The organism is Vagococcus bubulae (genome assembly GCF_003950315.1).
GTDB lineage: Bacteria > Bacillota > Bacilli > Lactobacillales > Vagococcaceae > Vagococcus > Vagococcus bubulae.
Genome location: NZ_NGJT01000011.1, coordinates 24,722 through 45,004, shown reverse-complemented (window position 1 = coordinate 45,004; position 20,283 = coordinate 24,722). Strand labels below are relative to the sequence as shown.

Annotated in this window: 15 protein-coding genes; 1 reads left to right on the top strand and 14 read right to left on the bottom strand. The window is 33.1% G+C overall.

The features are described from left to right. Positions 1-12: 12 nt before the first annotated feature. Genes CBF36_RS07235 through ftcD form a run of 3 tightly spaced genes read right to left on the bottom strand, consistent with a single transcriptional unit; the run spans position 13 to position 3,269 of the window. Entirely contained in the window at positions 13-1,689 is a 1,677-nt protein-coding gene (locus CBF36_RS07235; RefSeq protein ID WP_125957785.1) for a formate--tetrahydrofolate ligase, read from the bottom strand. Positions 1,690-1,729: 40 nt separating this feature from the next. Further along, on the bottom strand, positions 1,730-2,356 hold the full coding sequence (locus CBF36_RS07230; RefSeq protein ID WP_125957784.1) for a cyclodeaminase/cyclohydrolase family protein: 627 nt from the start codon (positions 2,354-2,356) through the stop codon (positions 1,730-1,732). Positions 2,357-2,369: 13 nt separating this feature from the next. Further along, a complete protein-coding gene (gene ftcD, locus CBF36_RS07225) occupies positions 2,370-3,269 on the bottom strand; it encodes a glutamate formimidoyltransferase (RefSeq protein WP_118250028.1) in 900 nt (299 codons plus the stop codon). A gap of 600 nt (positions 3,270-3,869) precedes the next feature. On the opposite strand from ftcD, the gene glmL reads away from it, so the two are divergent. Further along, the gene (glmL, locus tag CBF36_RS07220) at positions 3,870-5,252 is read left to right on the top strand and encodes a methylaspartate mutase accessory protein GlmL (protein ID WP_125957783.1); all 1,383 of its coding nucleotides are present in this window, start codon (positions 3,870-3,872) and stop codon (positions 5,250-5,252) included. A 44-nt stretch (positions 5,253-5,296) separates the two neighbouring features. Here the strand turns inward: glmL and CBF36_RS07215 are convergent, their stop codons facing one another. The 11 genes from CBF36_RS07215 to CBF36_RS07165 all read right to left on the bottom strand — a co-directional run bounded on the left by CBF36_RS07215 (position 5,297) and on the right by CBF36_RS07165 (position 20,269). Then, on the bottom strand, positions 5,297-5,590 hold the full coding sequence (locus CBF36_RS07215; protein WP_125957782.1) for a hypothetical protein: 294 nt from the start codon (positions 5,588-5,590) through the stop codon (positions 5,297-5,299). Positions 5,591-5,691: 101 nt separating this feature from the next. Further along, the gene (locus CBF36_RS07210; RefSeq protein WP_125957781.1) at positions 5,692-7,179 is read right to left on the bottom strand and encodes a glucosaminidase domain-containing protein; all 1,488 of its coding nucleotides are present in this window, start codon (positions 7,177-7,179) and stop codon (positions 5,692-5,694) included. Positions 7,180-7,366: 187 nt separating this feature from the next. Further along, positions 7,367-8,086 (bottom strand): MIP/aquaporin family protein, encoded by a 720-nt coding sequence (locus CBF36_RS07205; protein ID WP_125957780.1) that lies wholly within the window; start codon positions 8,084-8,086, stop codon positions 7,367-7,369. A gap of 7 nt (positions 8,087-8,093) precedes the next feature. Then, entirely contained in the window at positions 8,094-9,920 is a 1,827-nt protein-coding gene (gene glpO, locus CBF36_RS07200; protein ID WP_125957779.1) for a type 1 glycerol-3-phosphate oxidase, read from the bottom strand. Positions 9,921-9,937: 17 nt separating this feature from the next. Beyond that, positions 9,938-11,443, bottom strand: coding sequence for a glycerol kinase GlpK (gene glpK / locus CBF36_RS07195; RefSeq protein WP_125957778.1), 1,506 nt, complete (start codon positions 11,441-11,443; stop codon positions 9,938-9,940). Positions 11,444-11,594: 151 nt separating this feature from the next. Beyond that, complete coding sequence (locus CBF36_RS07190; RefSeq protein WP_165865414.1) at positions 11,595-13,088, bottom strand: AcpB/EbpR/MafR family transcriptional regulator; 1,494 nt, start codon at positions 13,086-13,088, stop codon at positions 11,595-11,597. Then, entirely contained in the window at positions 13,078-14,388 is a 1,311-nt protein-coding gene (locus CBF36_RS07185) for an FAD-dependent oxidoreductase (protein WP_125957776.1), read from the bottom strand. The genes CBF36_RS07190 and CBF36_RS07185 overlap by 11 nt, the downstream gene beginning before the upstream one ends. Positions 14,389-14,485: 97 nt before the next feature. Beyond that, the gene (locus CBF36_RS07180) at positions 14,486-14,998 is read right to left on the bottom strand and encodes a GNAT family N-acetyltransferase (RefSeq protein WP_165865413.1); all 513 of its coding nucleotides are present in this window, start codon (positions 14,996-14,998) and stop codon (positions 14,486-14,488) included. A 76-nt stretch (positions 14,999-15,074) separates the two neighbouring features. Further along, on the bottom strand, positions 15,075-15,977 hold the full coding sequence (locus CBF36_RS07175; RefSeq protein WP_243637994.1) for an AEC family transporter: 903 nt from the start codon (positions 15,975-15,977) through the stop codon (positions 15,075-15,077). Positions 15,978-16,276: 299 nt separating this feature from the next. After that, positions 16,277-16,750, bottom strand: a complete 474-nt coding sequence (gene tnpA, locus CBF36_RS07170; RefSeq protein ID WP_125957773.1) for an IS200/IS605 family transposase — start codon at positions 16,748-16,750, stop codon at positions 16,277-16,279. A 183-nt stretch (positions 16,751-16,933) separates the two neighbouring features. Continuing rightward, the gene (locus CBF36_RS07165; protein ID WP_125957772.1) at positions 16,934-20,269 is read right to left on the bottom strand and encodes a CDP-glycerol glycerophosphotransferase family protein; all 3,336 of its coding nucleotides are present in this window, start codon (positions 20,267-20,269) and stop codon (positions 16,934-16,936) included. Positions 20,270-20,283: the final 14 nt, after the last annotated feature.

Genomic DNA, 20,283 nt, shown 5'->3' with positions numbered 1-20,283 from the left:
TTTTTTCCTCTACTAGAATAATCCAGTAATGTTACCTTCTTCATCAATATCAATTCTTTCAGATGCTGGTGATTTTGGTAATCCAGGCATTGTCATAACAGCTCCTGTTAAGGCAACAATAAAACCTGCTCCAGCTGACACTTTAAGATTTTTAATCGTAATGGTGAAATCTTTTGGTGCACCAACAAGTGTTGCATCATCAGAGAATGAATATTGTGTTTTTGCCATACAAATTGGCAATTTATCATAGCCTAATTCTTCTAATTGTTTTAATTGTTTTTTAGCTGGTCCAGTTAATTCAATTCCTTTACCACCGTAAACTTTTTGCACAATCTTAGTTAATTTTTCTTCAATTGAATCTTCTAAGTCATATACATAGCTAAAACTATTTTCTTGTTCTGCTAGTTCCATCACTTTTTCGGCTAACTCAACACCACCTTCACCACCGTTAGCCCATACATCAGATAAGACCACTTCAACGCCACGCTCTTTACAAGCTTTTTCGACTGCTTCAATTTCAGCGTCTGTATCTAGTGGGAATTTATTAATCGCTACAACAACTGGTAAGCCATAAACTTCTTGAATATTTTCAATGTGTTTATCTAAGTTAGTTAACCCTTTAACCACTGCTTCCACGTTTTCTGGTTCTAATTCTTTTTTCGGAACACCGCCATGCATTTTAAGTGCGCGAATAGTTGCCACTAATACAACGGCATCTGGTTTGATATTTCCTAAACGACATTTAATGTCGATGAATTTTTCAGCACCTAAGTCTGCCCCAAAACCTGCTTCTGTGATTGCATAATCTGCATATTTCATTGCCATTTTTGTTGCGATGATACTGTTACAGCCATGTGCAATATTGGCAAATGGCCCACCGTGAATAATTGCTGGTGTGTGTTCTAATGTTTGAACCAAGTTTGGATGAATGGCATCTTTAAGTAATGCTGCCATTGCGCCTTCTGCTTTCAAATCGCCAGCAGTCACTGGTTTTCCTTCAAAATTGTATGCTACTACCATATTTTTCAATTTTTCTTTTAAATCATCAATATCATTTGATAAACAAAGAACTGCCATAATTTCTGAAGCCACTGTAATGTCATAACCGTCTTCTCTTGGTACACCATTTACACGACCTTGTAATCCGTTCACAATATGACGCAATTGACGATCATTCATATCAACTACACGTTTCCATGTAATATTACGGCTATCAATACCTAACGCGTTTCCATGATGAATATGATTGTCAATCAACGCCGCTAATAAATTATTTGCTGCGCCAATCGCATGAAAGTCACCAGTAAAGTGTAGGTTAATATCTTCCATAGGGACAACTTGTGCGTGTCCACCACCAGCTGCCCCACCTTTCACACCAAATACTGGTCCTAATGACGGTTCACGTAAGGCAATCATGGCTTTTTTTCCTAATTTTGTAAAAGCATCAGCTAATCCAACAGATGTGGTTGTTTTTCCTTCCCCTGCTGGAGTTGGTGTAATAGCTGTTACTAAAATTAATTTACCATCTTTTTCGTTTTCTAACTTAGTTAGTTCACGTGCATCTAATTTTGCTTTATAATTCCCGTAAAGTGTTAAATCTTCTTCTTTTAATCCTAATGGAGCCGCTACCTCTTTAATTGGTTTCATTTCAACTGAATTTGCGATTTCGATATCTGATAAATGTGTCATAACTTTTTCTTCAACCCTTCCATTTATTAATTATTTCAATTTATACTACTTTTAACGTTTCTTCATAAATTTCGTCGGCTAACAAACACCCTTTTGCTAATAACTTTTCTCCGTCTTGTCGATAAGATGCAACAAACTCTTCATTTTTAATGCCAGATAAATTGATTAAAACATTTAGCCATGCACCTTGTAATCCAGCTTTTAAGCTTAATGCCGCAACACCTAAATCACTTGCTGCGTTGGTATTTGATTTTCCAATAGCACGTTTTGTCACTTCCAGTGCTTCAAGCATTAACTTCATCATATCAAATGGTGATTTAGCTGCACCTTCTAAAGCTGATTGCATCGCTGCTCGTCTAGCTGCCTTTTCATCGTCTGTTTCTTTTGGCATACTAAACACTGCTGATACTACGTTAAAGGCTTCAGTATCTTTATCAATGGCTTCTAATAAATCCTTTTGTAATTGTTTCGTTTCATCAAATACTAATTTAATCTCATCTTCATATTCAGCATATTTTTTCTTGCCTATTGTTAGTTCACACACCATTTTTGTTAAAGAAATTCCCATTGTTGCAGATAATGCCGCTGCTGATCCTCCACCAGGAGCGGGAGCATCTGATCCCAATGTTTCAATAAATTCACTTACCGTTAATTCGACTAATTTCATCTTTAGCAGCTCCTTAATTTAATAAATGATTTTCTAATACTTGTTTGCCGTAATCAAAGTCTTCTACCTGTAAGTAGTATTCCGCACAATCAATCAATGCTTTAGCTGGTGTTAAACCAATGATTTCACTACCAATTATATTTACACCGTAACGTTTTGCTTCAAAACGGATTGTTTCAAATGTACGATAAAGTGGTGTTCCTTCAAAGTTAACCATGTTCATTGATACTTGGGCGATATTTCTATCTTCTAGCATTACACCGATACCTTTACAATATTTAAATCCGCCACCAGAAGCGCGAATGATACGAGCAATTTTGTTAGCAATGTCAATGTTATCAGTATCTAAATTCACATTAAAGGCTACTAATGGCATTCTTGCTCCAACTGCTGTAATTCCTGCTGTAGGATGGATAGCTCTTTCACCAAAGTCTGGAGCCCATTCTTCTTCTTTTAATTTTTCTGGCATGCCTTCAAATTGTCCTTTACGAACTTTTGCCAAGTTTTTACGAGTTGGCGCAGATGCTGATTCTTCATATAAGAAAATCGGAATATCTAATTCATCGTTGATGCGTTTTGCTACTTTTTTCGAAATGTCGATACATTCTTCTAACGTTACATCTTTAATCGGGATAAATGGAACAACGTCTGTTGCACCCATTCTAGGATGTTCTCCTGTATGTTTTGTCATGTCAATATTTTCACTTGCATATTTAACTAATTGAAAAGCAACTTCTTGAATACCATCTTCATCCCCAACAAGTGTAAACACACTTCGGTTATGACTTTTATCTGAAGAGTGATCTAATAAAGTAACGCCACCAACACTTTTTGCCACTGAAACTAAACCATTAATCACTTCTTCATTTTTACCTTCACTAAAATTTGGGACACATTCAATAATTTTTGCCATTATAAACAACATCCTTTCAATTTATGGTTTGATACACGTAAAAACTATGTACAGATACTATAACCTACTTTTATAATAAAAAGTAAGAATTTACTTCTTTTTTTCACTCCCTTACTTTTGTTGAGATGAAACACTACTAAATAGGTAGCGCTTTCAAATGACACCCAAAGAATATCATCGTTTAAATAACATGTCAATATCACTTTTCGATTAAAACACAACGAAAAATTTTTACTCTCTTTTTTAGATTTCGTGGTTTTATTGACATTTTTTCTAAGGTGAATTATCTCATAAAAAAACAATATTTTCAGATGGGACTCTTTTGACCTTTTTTTGACAATTTTGCCGTTGAATAAGATAAAGAGTTACAAAATCATTGTCATATCAATACTTATTGTATCGTAAACCTAGTTTTTCAACAGAAGTTTTTTTATCATATTGACAATTTAAATACCTTATCAAAAATAAAATGATTTTTTATTCTAGTTTGACTCATTAAACTTTTATCATTTTCAAAAAAGTATTTTGACGATTATTAGATAAAAAAAATATGTTAAAAAAATAATTAAATAACAAAAAATATTTTTAGAGGTGGTAAAAATGGCGATATATTTACTAGCAGATTTTGGAAGTACCTACACTAAATTGACTGCTATTGATGATGTAAAAAAGGACATTATTGCAACTAGCAAAGCCTATACGACAGTTGAAACAAATGTATTAGATGGATACAATCAAGCCTATAACGATTTGTTTCCTGGTGTAAACAAACCTCATATAGATAAAGTCTTAGCTTGTTCCTCAGCTAAGGGAGGGTTTAAAATGGTCGCTATCGGTTTATCTCCTACTTTAACCGCAGAAGCTGCTAAACGAGCGGCTTTAGGTGCTGGGACTAGAATTTTAAAAGTCTACAGTTATGGATTAAAGCCTCATGATATAGAAGAAATAGAACAACTTCAACCAGACGTTATCCTTTTAAGTGGGGGAACAAATGGAGGAAATGAAAAAAATATTTTAAAAGATGCTAAATTATTAACCGAACTTTCTTTAAAAGTACCGATCGTAGTAGCCGGAAATGAAGAAACTTACTCAGAAATAAAAGCGCTTTTTAAACAATCTTGTGTTAATTTCCATTTAACAGAAAATGTGATGCCGCAAATCAATCAACTAAATGCTGAACCAACTAGAAAAATATTACGTCAAATTTTCATTCATAATATCGTAAAAGCAAAAGGCATGGGTGATATACAAGCTTCATTATCTAACGATATTATTCCTACCCCATCCTCTGTTTTATATGCTGCAGAGCTTTTATCAAAAGGAACAAAGACACATAAAGGGATTGGCAATATTCTTATTGTTGATGTAGGTGGAGCAACAACTGATATTCATTCCATCGGTAGCGGCAAAAAACGGCAAGCAAATGTCCAATTTGATGGATTAGAAGAACCCTTTAGTAAGAGAACTGTCGAAGGAGATTTAGGAATGCGTTACTCTGCTAATAGTTTATTAGAAAGTACCTCTTATCAGTCATTTGCTACTTATACTTCTTTTGACGAGGAAACGATTAAAGAAAAATGTCATTTTAGAAGTCAACATCCTGAATACATTGCTGATACTATAGAAGAAAAAATCATAGATAACACTATTGCAAAAATCGCCATTAAAACAGCGATTAGTCGTCACGCAGGCTACTATATAAAAGAGCAAACACCTTCTCGTACGATTTATCATCAATATGGCAAGGATTTACGACTCTTCACGACAATTATTGGTACAGGTGGAATTCTTGTTCACAATGATCACCCTGAGGATGTTTTATCTGCTGCTCTTTCACCAACTAATAAGACTCTCTTAACACCTGAACAAAGTTCTTTATACTTAGATAAAGCCTATATACTTTCAGCAATAGGCTTATTATCAACCGTGGATAAAGATTTAGCTTTCGATATTGCAATGAAATATCTCACTAAATTAAACTAAAAAATCCTCCGAGCAGAACGTCTCGGAGGATTTCTATTTTCTCTTTAGAAGTAATTAGTGATAAACGCAACTGTTTCTGCATCTAATCCTAATCCTTCAAAATCTTTTTCAAATTGATCTAATTCTTTTGATTCATATTTTTCATATTTATCAACATCATGTAATAAACGTTTAACCTCATGCAATGCTCTACGTTGCACATACCATTTCTTAATTTCATGTGTTTTATCAGGAGTATCTTCTAAACTAACTTCTTCATCTAAGTATTTGTCTAATTTTTCCATTACTTTAGCAATATCATCTAATACTTTTTCTTCTTTTTTTTCATAGTTTGTCATATAAATCTCCTCCTAAAATAGTACATTTATTCTTACATGGTTAGTCTACTACTATTTAGTCAAAATTGAAAATGATAACCTATAAAAAATGACCATTTATTTTAAAAATCAAAATATGATGTTGGGTTTAAATAATGTTTCCACATATCTGTACTTATCCCAAAATGTAAATGACTTCCTGTTGAATTTCCAGTGCTACCAACTAATCCAACAATATTACCACTTGTTACTTTTTCGCCAAGAGACACACTAATTGAATTTAAATGGAAATAATTTGTATATAAATCATTTAAATGTTTAATGATGACATAATTTCCTGCTGATGGATCAAATCCTGTTCCAACTACCACGCCATCTCCTGAAGCAAGTACAGGTGTATTGGCCGCTATTGCTAAATCAATACCATCATGATGCTCACTTCCTCTTTGTCCAAATGGGCTTGAAATAATGTATTTTTCATCCAATGGTAATGTAAAGATAGCTTTTTTCTTTGATTCTGGATTCATGATTTCATATGTGTCCACTTGTTTATTATCTTTTGTCACACGTTTCCCTTTTTTAACCGCTTGATCGAAATAAGTTAAATCATATGTTTCAATTAAAGAATTTAATTTTTCATCATAACGTGTATCCGTTGCATATTTGCCAGTTAAAAAGGCGGTTGCTTCTTTATATGATTTAGCTTCTTTTTTACTCACACCTTTATAAAAGTTTTCATTAGATGCTAATCCCGATTTCATTAATTCTGCATAATCTTCAAGTGATTCTTTTGTTGAAGGGTATTTTCTAAATTTTGCTTGAATACCATATAATTGACCGGAACCATTATCTTCTAATGTATAAAAAGAAGCTGATTCTCCCTTATATTCACCTTTTATACCAAATAAATTATAATTTGGATAAGCTGATAAAGAACTTTGACCACTTCCAGATTCTAAAATTGCTTGAGCAATCATAACTGAAGCGTACAAATCATATTCTTGACCAATTTTTCTAGCAGACTCACCTATCTCATTAATAAACTCTTGCGTTGTTTTGGTGACTGAAAAATGAATGGGTGAATTTTCTTTATTACTAGTTATTTGGCTTGCATCACCAAAATACGCAGATTCTGATTGGGCTGGGTAACTAACTACTGGTTTTTGTTCTGGCTTTTGTTCTGGATTTTGTTCCGGTTTTTGTTCTGGCTTTTGCTCTGGTTTTTCTTCCGGTTTTTGCTCTGGTTTTTCTTCTGGTTTTTCTTCTGGTTTTTCTTCTGGTTTTTCTTCTGGTTTTTGCTCTGGTTTTTCTTCTGGTTTTTGCTCTGGTTTTTCTTCTGGTTTTTGCTCTGGTTTTTCTTCTGGCTTTTGTTCCGGTTCTTCTTCAGGAGTTTGTGTCTGAGCATCACCAGCAGGAACATTTTCAATGATATCCTGTGATTCTTCTTCAGGTACTATATCTACTATTTGATCTTTTTCTTCATTTGAGTTTGGTTGAGCTAATTCACTATCTGTTTGGGTAGATGCATCTACTGCATTAACTAAAAGTCCCACTGATAGGCTTTGGCATACCAATGTCGATAAAAGCAAATATGGTGCAATTTTTTTCATTTTTCCATCCCCTTAACAATCTATTTCTTATGGATACTTTATTTAAGGTACCACTTAATAACACCTTTGTTTATATTATGAGTTATTTATATAAAAAAGACAAGTTAATAACACTAAATATACGATTTTTTTACAAACAAAAAGACGCTAGATGATATTTCATCATTCTAGCATCTTTGATTATGAATTATAATGGAATCATCATCCATACAGCTGCTGCCAATGCTCCACCAACTAATGGGCCAACGATTGGTACCCATGAATAACCCCAGTCAGAACCACCTTTATTTTTAATCGGTAAAATTTGATGCGCAATACGTGGACCCAAATCACGAGCTGGGTTGATTGCGTATCCAGTTGGTCCTCCTAAAGATAAACCAAGTGATAAAATTAATATCCCAACAACCACTGGATTGAATCCATCAGCAAAAGTATTTTGTCCAAAGGCTAATAACCCAAATACTAAAACAAATGTTCCAATTGCTTCAGTCACAACATTTGATGTGTAGTTACGAATCGCTGGTCCTGTTGCAAATGTACCTAGAATTGCTGCTTCATCTTTTGTTGCTTCAAAATGCGGTAAATAAGTAATCCAAACTAGAATAGCTCCAACAATACCACCTAACACTTGCGCAATAAAGAATGGTACGACTAAATTCCAAGAAAAATCACCTGCTATAGCTAATCCCAATGTAACAGCTGGGTTTAAATGAGCTGGTCCCATAAACCCTGAAACATAAACAGCAATCGTCACCGCTGCACCCCATCCTAATGTAATCGCAACCCATCCAGCTCCTTGAGCTTTACTTTTATTTAAACTAACTGCGGCTACTACACCATCTCCAAGTAATACTAAAATCAATGTTCCTAAAAACTCACTAAAAATTTGTAAATTCGTTGCGTCCATTATTAACTCACCCTTCTATTTTTAAATCTGCTAAATATGATTCCGACATTGCTTTTTCCAACTCTTTTGTATAATTGCTTAATTCTTCTTGTGTCCACTCAAAATAGTGAGACATCGCTTTTACAATAGGTTCTTTTATCTTTTCTAAGCGATCACGTTTAAATAATAAATAATTTGTACGTCGTAATACATAATCAACTGGCGTTAGTGTCATTTCTTCTTCCAGTGCATACATCAAGCTCATTGACTCAGCTTTAGTTAATCCCATAAAATCAACTTTATCATATGACAAGACTTTTTTTATATTTGCTCCATAAAGATTAGCTAAATCACTTGCTTCTTCTTTATCCAGACCTTGTTCTATAGCTAAAGTGGTGAATACATCTGTCATTTCTTCCACTTTTGTCGCATCAAACTCTCCACCTGAAACTGAATAATTTTTAGAGTCAACTAACTGATACTCTCTATCAAAGTGTTCTTTTAAAATCGAAGCAATTAAATCAAGTGCTCCTTCTGCCATTAAACGATAATCTGTAATCTTACCACCAGCTAATGTGACAAGCCCATCTTTTGTAACATCTAAGCTACTACCACGTGAGACAGATGAGGAAGAGACTTCTTTTTCACCGCTACTTGTTTTAGCTTTTTTAATGGTTTCTTCAATGGATTCTTTTGAGCCTATCCCTGCTTCAAAGTCTTTCACAGATTGAATCACTAAATCTAAACTTTCATCAGATAATGATGCTTTTGATCCACCATTGTAGTCTGAACCAGCATTTCCAGATAAAAGCGGTCTCAATCCTGCCCAACTTGCTTCAATATCTTCTAGTGTAATATCTCGTTTAGGGAAACGATTATTAACGACTTTTAACAGGTAATCAACATCTTCTTGTGTCACTGTTGGGTGCATTAAGTCCCCAGTATAATCCGTGTCCGTTGTGCCGAAATATGTTTTATTTTCTCTTGGAATCACAAAGACCATTCGACCATCAGAAAGGCCTGTATCAAAATAGACTGGTTGTGTCACTGGTAATTTATCATAATCCACTACCAAATGAACCCCTTTTGTTGGACGCATTTGATTTGTCACGGTTTCATCTTTTGATAATCCTCGAATGGTATCACTCCAAGGCCCTGTTGTATTAACAACAACACGCGCATGAATATCATACGTTTCACCAGTCAATACATCTTCTACATGAACTCCTGATATTTTATGTTGATTATCATAAATAAATCCTATCACTTTCGTTTTACTTAATAAATGTGCCCCATCTTCATGTGCTTTTTTAATATTTTCTATCACTAATCTGGCATCATTATTTTTAAAATCAAGATAGATTCCACCACCAAGAAGGTTCTCTTGAGCTAAGTAAGGACTAACCTCTAAGACTTCTTCTTTAGTTAATACACGATTTTCATATTTTGTTCCGGTAACGTGTGCTAAATTATCATATAAATCCATTGCCACTTTTAAAGAAAATAGAGAAAATGTATTGTTTGGTTCATCATATATTGGTAATAACATTGGATTTGGCTTTGGAATATGAGGCGCTATTTTTTGGACATTCGCTCGTTCACTCACTGTATCTGATACCACTTCAACATCAAATGTTTTAAGGTATCTGATACCCCCATGTACTAGTTTAGTCGAACGTGAAGATGTTCCTTCAGCAAAATCTTGCATCTCAACTAATGCAGTACTCATACCAGAAGCAGCGGTCTGTAAAGCCAGACCCGCTCCTGTAATACCGCCACCAATAATTAATACATCAACCGAATGATTTTTTAAATAATTAATACTTTCTTGTCTTGTTTTTAAAGAAAAACTCATTGTCATCAGTCCTTATATTATTTAATTCTTTTAAATAGTTGTGTTGCTTTGACTGCTTCTTTCCATCCTTCATACAACTCAGTACGTTCTTCTTCACCCATTTGAGGAGTAAAGATTTCACCTTCTTGGGTAAATTCTCTTAATTCATCTAAGTCTTTCCAGAAGCCAACTGCTAAACCAGCTAAATAAGCAGCACCTAATGCGGTTGTTTCAAGATTTGAAGCACGTTGAACATTAATATCTAAAATATCAGCTTGGAATTGTAATAAAGAATTATTGTTTGCTGCTCCACCATCCACTTTAATCAATGGAATTTTTACGCCAGCATCTTTTTGCATCGTATCAATAACATCTTTTGATTGGTAAGCAATAGCTTGAAGTGTTGCTTTAACAAAGTCTTCTTTTGTTGTGCCACGCGTTAAACCAAATACAGCTCCTCTAGCTTCTGGATCCCAGTATGGTGCTCCTAATCCTGTAAAGGCTGGTACAACATACACACTATTATCACTTGTTGACTCATTTGCTAATTGCTCTGACTCGGCAGATGATTCAATCATGCGTAGTCCATCTCTTAACCATTGAACGGCTGAACCTGCTACAAAGATACTACCTTCTAATGCGTAATAAACTTTTCCATTAATACCGTAGCCAATTGTTGTTAGTAATTTATTATCAGATAATTGTGGTGTTTCTCCTGTATTCATCACAATAAAAGCACCAGTACCATATGTATTTTTAATTGATCCTTCTTCAAACGCTAATTGTCCAAACAATGCAGCCTGTTGGTCTCCTGCCATACCAGCAATTGGTACTTCACTTCCATAAAAATGGAAACTTTGAGTGTAACCATACACTTCAGAGTTACTTTTTACTTCTGGTAATAATGATTTTGGAATATTTAGTAATTCTAATATCTCATCATCCCATGTTAAATCATGAATGTTAAACATCATTGTTCTTGCCGCATTTGAGTAATCTGTCATGTGAGAAGCACCATTTGTTAATTTCCATAATAACCAAGTATCAATCGTACCAAAAGCCAACTCACCTTTTTCAGCTCTTTCTTGTGCTCCTTCTACATGATCTAAAATCCAACGAACTTTTGTTGCTGAGAAGTAAGCATCTACTACTAGTCCTGTCTTTTTATGAATCATGTCTGCGTAACCGTCTTCATTTAACTTTTCAGCTAAAGGTGCAGATTGTCTTGATTGCCATACAACAGCATTATAGATTGGTTTACCTGTTTTTCTATCCCAAATAACTGTTGTTTCACGTTGATTTGTAATACCTATACCTTTAATTTGCGTTGGACGAACACCTGACTCGATTAACGCACCAGCAATAACTGACTGCACTGAATTCCAAATCTCATTTGCATTGTGTTCTACCCAACCAGATTCAGGGAATATTTGAGTAAATTCTTTTTGAGAACTTCCGACACTATTACCTGCTTTATCAAAAATAATTGCTCTAGAACTTGTTGTTCCTTGGTCTATCGCCATAATATAAGATTTTTCTGTCATTGATAATTCCTCCCAAACGCTTAAGATAGCGTTTTCTTTTTGATAGATTCATTCTACCTTTTTTTTGATAATACAAACAGTCAATAATTATTTAATTTTTAAAATTATTGACTGTTTTAGCCTAATTTCATGTAAAAAAAGATTATACCAATTATAATTGGATTTTTTTCACGTTTAATTCTTTCCTCATTTTACGAGTTGATATTTCCCTAATCAGTTTCGTAATATGGACCATATCATAATTTGTTCCTAATTCTGAGAGCAAATAGATTTCCGTATTGATGTATGATAACGGTTTGTTTGTAATCACTAAATCAAATGATTCATTGTCTTTGTATTCACTACAACTGACACCATTTAGACCATTTATTTCTTTAATCAATCGTGTCGTCGAGACTTCTTGATAGACATCTTCTAATAGTAACTTCACGCCAATTTTGACACTTTTATTGATATGACTGTCAATTAAAGCAATCACATGGAGGTACTGTAACTTAGAATAAGCAATTAAAGACTCATTATACTCTTTTGACAATCCAAGATAATCTCCTTCAACTGAATCAAATAATGTGTCAACTAAAGGATAAATCACATGACCTGACCATTCTTTTTCCGTATCTAAAATGTATTTTCTAGATAACACTTCAAGCATGCCTTTAAAAAAATAAAGTCGTGAATGAATACGTGATAAATAATAATTAACTTGACTTTCTAATTGATGAGATAGTTTAAGTGGTGCATAATATAATATTAATGACTCCAAAATATACGTATCAACTAACCCAACAGGCGTAAACTTTGAGCGAAGAATGGCATACTGATAATAGTCTTGTTGAGACAATGATTGAAAACTCATAAGAAAGCTAAAATGAATCATGGCTTCTTCTTCATCTACCTCAACAGCATAATGACCTAATAAACGCAATACAATCGATTTAAGCTCTAAAAAAAGATAATCACGCTCGTAAGGTGCTATTTTTTCTTTTAGTTCTGTGTAAATAGGTGTTGCATAACTAATTCTCTTTTTAGAAATGATCAACCATAAATTAACTCGTTTCATATTTTCTTCTGAAAAAGAGATATTTAACCCTCGTTCAATTGCGTGAATTAAGGCTTTTTGTTTAAATGAAATCTCTTTTTGTGCATAATTATCTAAGTACCAATAAAAGCAGTAATAAAAATACCGTATCTGACTTTCTTCTCCAATTAATTTTCCTTGCCAAATGGTGAGTCCAAATTCTTTTAATAAGCTATTTAATTCTTTTATTTTTCTAAAAAGAGTGGATTCACTAATACCAATACGTGTGGTAAGAGCCGCTGTTGAGTAATCAAAGTGATGATATAAATAAGTCAAAATTTGATACTTGATTGACTGTTTATATAAGTTAAGTTCAATCATTTCTAATGAAAAACTTGGAGCTAACTCTAAAGACACCAAGTAGCCATCATAAGTTAAGGTTGCTAGTCCTTTGTATTCATCATTAATCCAAACTAAATCAGCGATGTATGTTTCAAGAGAGGATTTTGTAATATCAAGTTCTTTTGCTAATGTACTGATTTGTGACATGCTATCCTTTAATAGCAAATGCTTTAACAACATTAACTGCTTGGCTTCTTTTTTTTCAAGTAACTCATCAAACCTCACTCGAATCATCTCCTTTTTCAAACACATCAAACAAACTTAACGATGTATTCGCAAAAACAGCATTATAAAAATGAGGCAATTGGTTTAGTGTTCTAATGTCGATCTTCTCTTTAATCACCAGAGCAAAGGTATTAATTTTATCTAATACAGGCTCTTTTGAAATAAGTTGAACCCCTAGTAGATGATAAGTTGTGGCATCATAGACTAACTTTACTTTGATATCTTTTTTATAAACAGTTGAGATTGGTAAAGTCATCATGACACTTTTTACTTCCTCATGATATAAAAAATCTTCAGACTCCATCAAACCTGTACTCGCTAAATAATAATCAAATAATTTCACCCCAATTGTTTTTAACATGGGACGAAGGGTTTCTTTTTTTTCCACAATATTTTTAGCACACGTCATACTTGTTTGGACAGCATTGACAATCAGTGGAGCGTACACATTTGTTTGAAAAATAAAGCTAGGAACTTGAATTAAATCCCCTACAGCATAAACATCTTGAACAGATGTTTCTAGGTAGTCATCAACAAAAATAGTATGATCACTATTAGCTTTTAATTGATTTTTAAAAATCGACAACTCTGGCCTCACACTATTGGCACTTAACACCAACTTATCTGTAATATCTATCGTATTTCCACTAGAAAAAAGAAGGATTGAGTCGTCAATTTGCTTGACTGTTTCATTAAAATAAAACGTCAAGCCCTCAATTTTTCCTGTTGTAGTATAAAACGATTCCAAAAAATCTTTATCAAAATACTTATACAATGGATAATCCATTGTTTCAATCACATGTACTCTTTTTCCTTGATGAATTAAACCACTCGCCAATTCCATTCCTGCTTGCCCAGCACCAATAACAACAACATCCTTTACTTCTTCAAGAGCTTTTAATGTTATTTCCGCTGACTCTCTATCTTTATATGTTTTGATATCACTAAATTCATCAAACATTTTAGATGATTTTTGCGAAGAACCTGTTGCTAAAACTAATTTATCAAATTGCTTAGTTCCATTTGTTGTTTCAATAACTTTACTTGATAGATTATATGACGTGACTTCTGTCGAAGTTAACACAGTCACACCACTTTTTTCTAGTTCTTCTTTTGTCATAAAATAAGCCTCATCTAAAGAACGGATTTCCCCATTTAATAACATAGATAACCCACTTGGTATATAGCCTATCTTTTCTTTTTTCTCTATTAATAATACTTCAAATGACGGGTATAACTCTTTCACTTTTATTGCACAATATATACCAGAAAAAGAACCTCCCACAATGATGATTTTCATTTCAACACCTCCTAGTAACACATAAAAAATCGATTGAGATAACAATATCCTACAATCGATTCTAGCAAATATTTATCTATTTTAACAATCTTTTATTTTATGCTTCCATAACTAATTCATAGGCAAAACGTTCCCCATCTATGTTGGATTCGACAAATACGATTCCACGGTAAATAAAACTAAATTTTTCTAGTAATTTTTGCATGGTGACGTTTACTCGGTGTGTGTCAATCCTAACAGACGTGTATCCTTTACTTAATGCTATACTAAGAATATTGGAAAAGAAATAACTTGCCAAACCTTTTCCTTGATAAGCAGACGAAATGGCTACTCGATGTATGACAACATAGTTATCTTCTTGTTTCCAGTTATCTAATATTTTATAATCTTCATCTTCTTTGTTAATCATTGCCAAATAGCCTACAACTGTTTGATTATAAACCAACACATAACCATAGTCATGTTCTATATCTGAGCAAATTAACGCTTCATTTGGGCTACCCTCTTGCCACTGTGGACTGCCACCTTTTCTTAACACTTCTTTTGCTTCTTCAATAATTGAAACAATTTGTGGGACATCTTCTTTTTTAGCTAATCGTGTATAAATCACTTTATCTTCCTCCACGTTCAGTTTTAAAAATTATACCATATAAATAAAAAAAGTATCCTCTCAGATACTTTTTTGTTTATATCAATGACATAATAATCGGTAAAGTAACCATACTTGTTACAGTTGTTAGTGCAATATATTGTGACACTTTTGTTCCCTCACCAGCATACTCTTCAGCTAGAATGGCATCTAATGATCCCACTGGCATAGAAGCAAGTAACACTAAAACACCTAAAATAATTGGATCAGTGATAAAGAATTTCAATATTGGAATAAAAATAATGGGTATAATAATCGCTCGAACAAATAAAAATTGCAAATTATCTTTATCAAAGAACAATTCTTTTAGTTTTACTTGAGAGAATAAACTACCATTGATAATCATTGACAATGAAGCAGTCATAATAGATAAATCCACATTAAACGTATGAATTGGTTTTGGTAACTTGATACCGAACATAAACAATAAAAAACCAACTACAGCTGCTAAAATCGCCGGAGTTGTCAAAATACTTCTAATTCGGATTTCTCGGCTATTTGATAAAAACATAATTCCTACAGTGAATAAAAATAAACTGGTTACCGTGTTACAAACCACTAACACAATCAACCCAACTTCTCCATATAACTTTCCAACAATGGGAATCCCAATAAATAAGATATTAGAAAAAGTCAAACTAACAACCCAAAGACTTCGTAACATCTCTTTTTTTCTAAATAGTGTTGCAATAAGATAAGTAATAAGTAAAGTCGCAACTATCATAATAAATGTGTAAATAGCTGTCTGTCTCATCATAATCAATAATTTATCACTTTTATCTACTTGGAAACTATTGATGATTGCTGCAGGTAATGCAACGGTTGTTAGTAAATAACCTATATAAATATTAGCTCCTGGCGAGTATTTTCCCCGTTTATTTAACCAAACACCGACAAACATAAAAAATATCAATACGATTGTTTCATTGAACACAGTCATTCCCAACTTGTTTTCCCCCAATTCTTGACGCTAACACCCTTACTTACTAAACGTCTGAATTTATTTTATAGCTCACTCAAAACACTGTCAATGTAGACTTTCTAAAGAATAGGCTTACATTAAATTATTTTTTTATTAGTGGGTTAATATTTCAAATAAAACAACAAATCAAAACCTCCAGTGAGAACTGGAGGTTTGTTCTTCGGCTGAAAGCCTCTATTACCGGCCTGAGCCTGAAAGGCTCACTGAAACGGTTTCCCTTATGCACCACATTTACTCACGAATCCTAAAAGGATTACTTATTTCTTTTTATTTTTCTCTCCTGTAAACGGATCATACTCCTCAAATAATGTTAATTGATCTGCTAAATAATCTTCTTGAATTTGATTTCTTATATATTCCTCTATTTGTTTCTTATTTCGTCCTACCGTATCAACATAGTAACCTCGACACCAAAATTTTCTGTTACCGTATCTATATTTCAGATTAGCATGTCTGTCAAAAATCATGAGACTACTTTTTCCTTTTAAGTATCCTATAAACCCTGAAACACTTAATTTAGGCGGAATACTTACTAACATATGAACATGGTCTTTATATGCGTTGGCTTCAATTATTTCAACTCCTTTTCTATCACATAATAATCTTAGAATCTCTCCAATACTTTGTTTGTATTTTCCATAAATAATTTGTCGTCTGTATTTAGGTGCGAAAACTATATGATACTTACATTTCCATGTTGTGTGTGATAAACTTTGATTGTCCTTTTTCATAAGGAACCTCCTATATGATTGATATGTTGTGGTCGGGAAACCTAATTTATCTTATCATTTTAGGAGGATTTTTTAATACCACGCTGAAAGCTCTCTAGAACCACCCGCATAGCAGGTGGTTTTCAAAACATATAAAAAAAGACTTAAAATAGAATTATCGTCTATTTTAAGCCTTTAACTACTTTATTTATTATTTGGGTCAATTTCTTGATAGAAACGTTGAATGGTTTCTTCGTTATACTTAACATAATCAAAAGCTTTAAATTCACCATTAAAATTAAAAGCGCGATGTAAACCATTATAAATATCTTCAACATCTGTGCCTTCAGTCAATAACCCATACTCTTCATCTTTACCAATCACATTGATATTAGCAGGAATATTAGACCCTAAAATCTTCATACCTAAAACCATAGATTCTAACAATACCATTGGTTGTCCTTCATAATAAGATGGCAAAATAAATAAGTCTGTTTTCTTAATAAAGTTAAACGGATTTTTAATATGACCTAATAAAAACACTTTTCCAAGCATATTTTGTGCTTTAATGGTTTCAACTAGAGAAGGTTCTAAAGGACCTTTTCCTAAAATAAACAATCGACTCTTTGGAACATCTTGATTAAATCTAGCAAAAGCTTGAATCAAATGTGTTTGATTTTTTTCAGGAGAAAGGCGTCCCATATTAACAATATTATAATAACTATCATCAAAATTTGGCACTTTTTGATAGCTTAAATCTACTTTAGGAAGAGTAAATTCTTCCTTTTTATTTTTGGCTTCTTTTTCTTTCAACTCTTGATAGATGTTTTCTGATACTTCATCAATAGCTTCCGCTTGAATATAACCAATTGGCTCATCAAGACTTAGACAAATACTATAATAGCGTTCTGTCCCCATCCAAGCAATTTTATCAATTAAAAAGACTTCATCCACATAATTATCTGATGTACTAATCACCACACTGTCAGTTGTCCCTTTTGGCTCATTGTAAATATTAATTGACTGAGTTGTATTTAATTTTCCATATAATTCAACTTCTTCAATTTTAGATGTATACCCAACAGGAGTCGCTAATTCTTTTTTCTTCAATTTGTCATTAAAATAAAATCTTAATGGTGAGACAGCAGACACTTTATGTGTCCTTCTTAAAGGTCGTGGAGACACCCAGCCAATCACGTTTCCATTATATTTCACTCTGACATAACGCCCACCACTTGTTTCAGCGATTTTATCTGTTTCCATATATCTATCCTTAAAATAGCCGATATAAGTAATGATTTCATCAGTTTCATTGTTTTTACGGATTTGATTCCAAATGGGTTGCTCTAACGGATAAGAAGCAGTTGAGATAGTATGATATGATTTCACACTAAATACTTCATACTCTTTTTCTTTGACATATTGTTCATCAATCCAACCAACATATGTATCATTTACACTAATTTTGACAAAAGTAGTACCGTCTAGTAAATAACTAGCATATTGTGTGATTTTATCTTCTACTTTTAAATTTAACTCAAAGGCAACATTCTGTTGTAAATGGGTTAAATTTTTATAAGCATGTATTGTGACAGTCTCCAATGCTTTAAGTTGCTTTGTCTCGACTATTAAATCATCCTCTGATGTGGTGACTGGCATTTCTTTACCTAATATTTGGTTGATATTAATCGTGTTATAAACATAAGACATTTGTTCTTTTGTGACATAATCACCTAATTTTTCAACGTTAACATCTCTTGTCATAGGTGATACACTTAACAATTTATCAAACATAAAGTAAATAGAAAATAACGCAGTCAAATCGTTATACTGTGGCATTTTCCCATCGACTTCTCTCATTGAATCAGCAACTAAATCATTATGCATAAATGCCACATATTTTTTAGCATTAGCTGATAACACATGTCGACCCCAGAAATAACTATACCCACTAAAATCTATCGACACATCAAACGATAAGTTGGCAGTCAATCGAGCCATTTCTCGTTTATAAGCCTGTTTTGGATAAGCACTTCTGTTGTCTTTTGGTAGCCCATTGACATTAAAGTCATTATCTAACTTTTCTTCTTCTTTACTGAAAATAGCATGACCAAATCTAAAAATCAAACGAGCGTTTTTATTGATTTCTTCAATGTTTTTCACTGACTCAATCGGGCTTCTTGAATTTAATATAATCGTGACATCATATTTGTCATAATCAATATTATTGACTAAATTCAATGCACTTGACGTAATTCCATTACTTTTCATTGCTCCTGGAAACAGCAAAATCTTTTTCTTATCAGAATCAACGTGATATTCTTTTATATCTTCTATCTGCTTATTTTCAAAAATACGTTCAATGTATTTTTTCGTCACATTTCCATCATCATAAGGCACCATTTTTTTAGCCAACGATTCATAGGCTTCTTGATATTCCTTATAATTTTCTTCTACGTGATGAATACAGTCAAACAAATCTGGCAATGTTTCAGCAGTTGGTCCTGGTAATTCACTTTCTTCTAAATACATTCCTCTGTTTCTTTGATACAAATCTTTATCCCACGCATAAAAAATAATTGGCTTATTTGTCACTAAGAAATCAAAAAATATACTAGAATAATCCGTCACTAAAATATCAGTAATAGACAATACTTCATTAGCATCGATTAAATCTGATACTAAATGTTGACTCACTCTACCATCTTCTAGCACCTTGCTTGCAATAAAAGGATGGACTTTGACTAATACATCGTACTCATCTTTAAATCGGTTGGCTAATTGTAAGGTTTCTTCAACAATTTGATCAATGTCATCTGTTGTGTCATGAACAGAGCTTCCTTTCCACGTAGGGCAAAAGAGGATAACTTTTTTCCCAGTGAGGGATGCCCCATGTTTTTCAATTTTATTCACCACATCTGTTTTATCAGAATGAAACGTAAAATCAATTCGTGGATACCCACCTTCTAAAATTGTCCCTGGATAAATTCCTTCTAGTTTGTAACTTTTAATAAAAATATCCGAAGTATGGGCATTTGGCGACAAAATATAATCCGCCATCAAAAAATTTCTCAATACATTTTGCGAATGATTCGGGTTACCAGGTATATCAAATCCCATGTACTTCAAAGGAGTCCCATGCCATGTATTGATATATACTTGCTCTTTTTTCTTAATAAAAAAAGATTCAAAAGTCGAGTTATTAATCAAGTATTTTGCTGTCAACAATGCCTTTACATACTCCAAACTAGTACGTTCAACAAAGGTCACTTTATGTCGTAAATCCTGTGGAATACTTTCTTTAATAAATGGAACACTAGGATTAATCACCCAAACATGTTTATAATTTGAGAAGCGTTTATCATTGGCTAACGCTAAAAAGATGGCATAAGGGGAATCAACAATTGATTTTCCATCTCTTGACTCATAAACAATCATATGATCATCTACTACAGTTGAGTCATAGTTAGCACCGTAATATTGACTCTTTTTTTTATTAAAATCACTTTGGAATTTTCTTTTTAATTCATATAAAACCATTTTTTTAATCCTTT

What these genes read in the sequence shown, in the direction of transcription:
- CBF36_RS07235 (WP_125957785.1), bottom strand. Translation starts at nt 1,689, where the DNA reads ATGACACATTTATCAGATATCGAAATCGCAAATTCAGTTGAAATGAAA.
- CBF36_RS07230 (WP_125957784.1), bottom strand. Translation starts at nt 2,356, where the DNA reads ATGAAATTAGTCGAATTAACGGTAAGTGAATTTATTGAAACATTGGGA.
- ftcD (WP_118250028.1), bottom strand. Translation starts at nt 3,269, where the DNA reads ATGGCAAAAATTATTGAATGTGTCCCAAATTTTAGTGAAGGTAAAAAT.
- glmL (WP_125957783.1), top strand. Translation starts at nt 3,870, where the DNA reads ATGGCGATATATTTACTAGCAGATTTTGGAAGTACCTACACTAAATTG.
- CBF36_RS07215 (WP_125957782.1), bottom strand. Translation starts at nt 5,590, where the DNA reads ATGACAAACTATGAAAAAAAAGAAGAAAAAGTATTAGATGATATTGCT.
- CBF36_RS07210 (WP_125957781.1), bottom strand. Translation starts at nt 7,179, where the DNA reads ATGAAAAAAATTGCACCATATTTGCTTTTATCGACATTGGTATGCCAA.
- CBF36_RS07205 (WP_125957780.1), bottom strand. Translation starts at nt 8,086, where the DNA reads ATGGACGCAACGAATTTACAAATTTTTAGTGAGTTTTTAGGAACATTG.
- glpO (WP_125957779.1), bottom strand. Translation starts at nt 9,920, where the DNA reads ATGAGTTTTTCTTTAAAAACAAGACAAGAAAGTATTAATTATTTAAAA.
- glpK (WP_125957778.1), bottom strand. Translation starts at nt 11,443, where the DNA reads ATGACAGAAAAATCTTATATTATGGCGATAGACCAAGGAACAACAAGT.
- CBF36_RS07185 (WP_125957776.1), bottom strand. Translation starts at nt 14,388, where the DNA reads ATGAAAATCATCATTGTGGGAGGTTCTTTTTCTGGTATATATTGTGCA.
- CBF36_RS07175 (WP_243637994.1), bottom strand. Translation starts at nt 15,977, where the DNA reads ATGACTGTGTTCAATGAAACAATCGTATTGATATTTTTTATGTTTGTC.
- tnpA (WP_125957773.1), bottom strand. Translation starts at nt 16,750, where the DNA reads ATGAAAAAGGACAATCAAAGTTTATCACACACAACATGGAAATGTAAG.
- CBF36_RS07165 (WP_125957772.1), bottom strand. Translation starts at nt 20,269, where the DNA reads ATGGTTTTATATGAATTAAAAAGAAAATTCCAAAGTGATTTTAATAAA.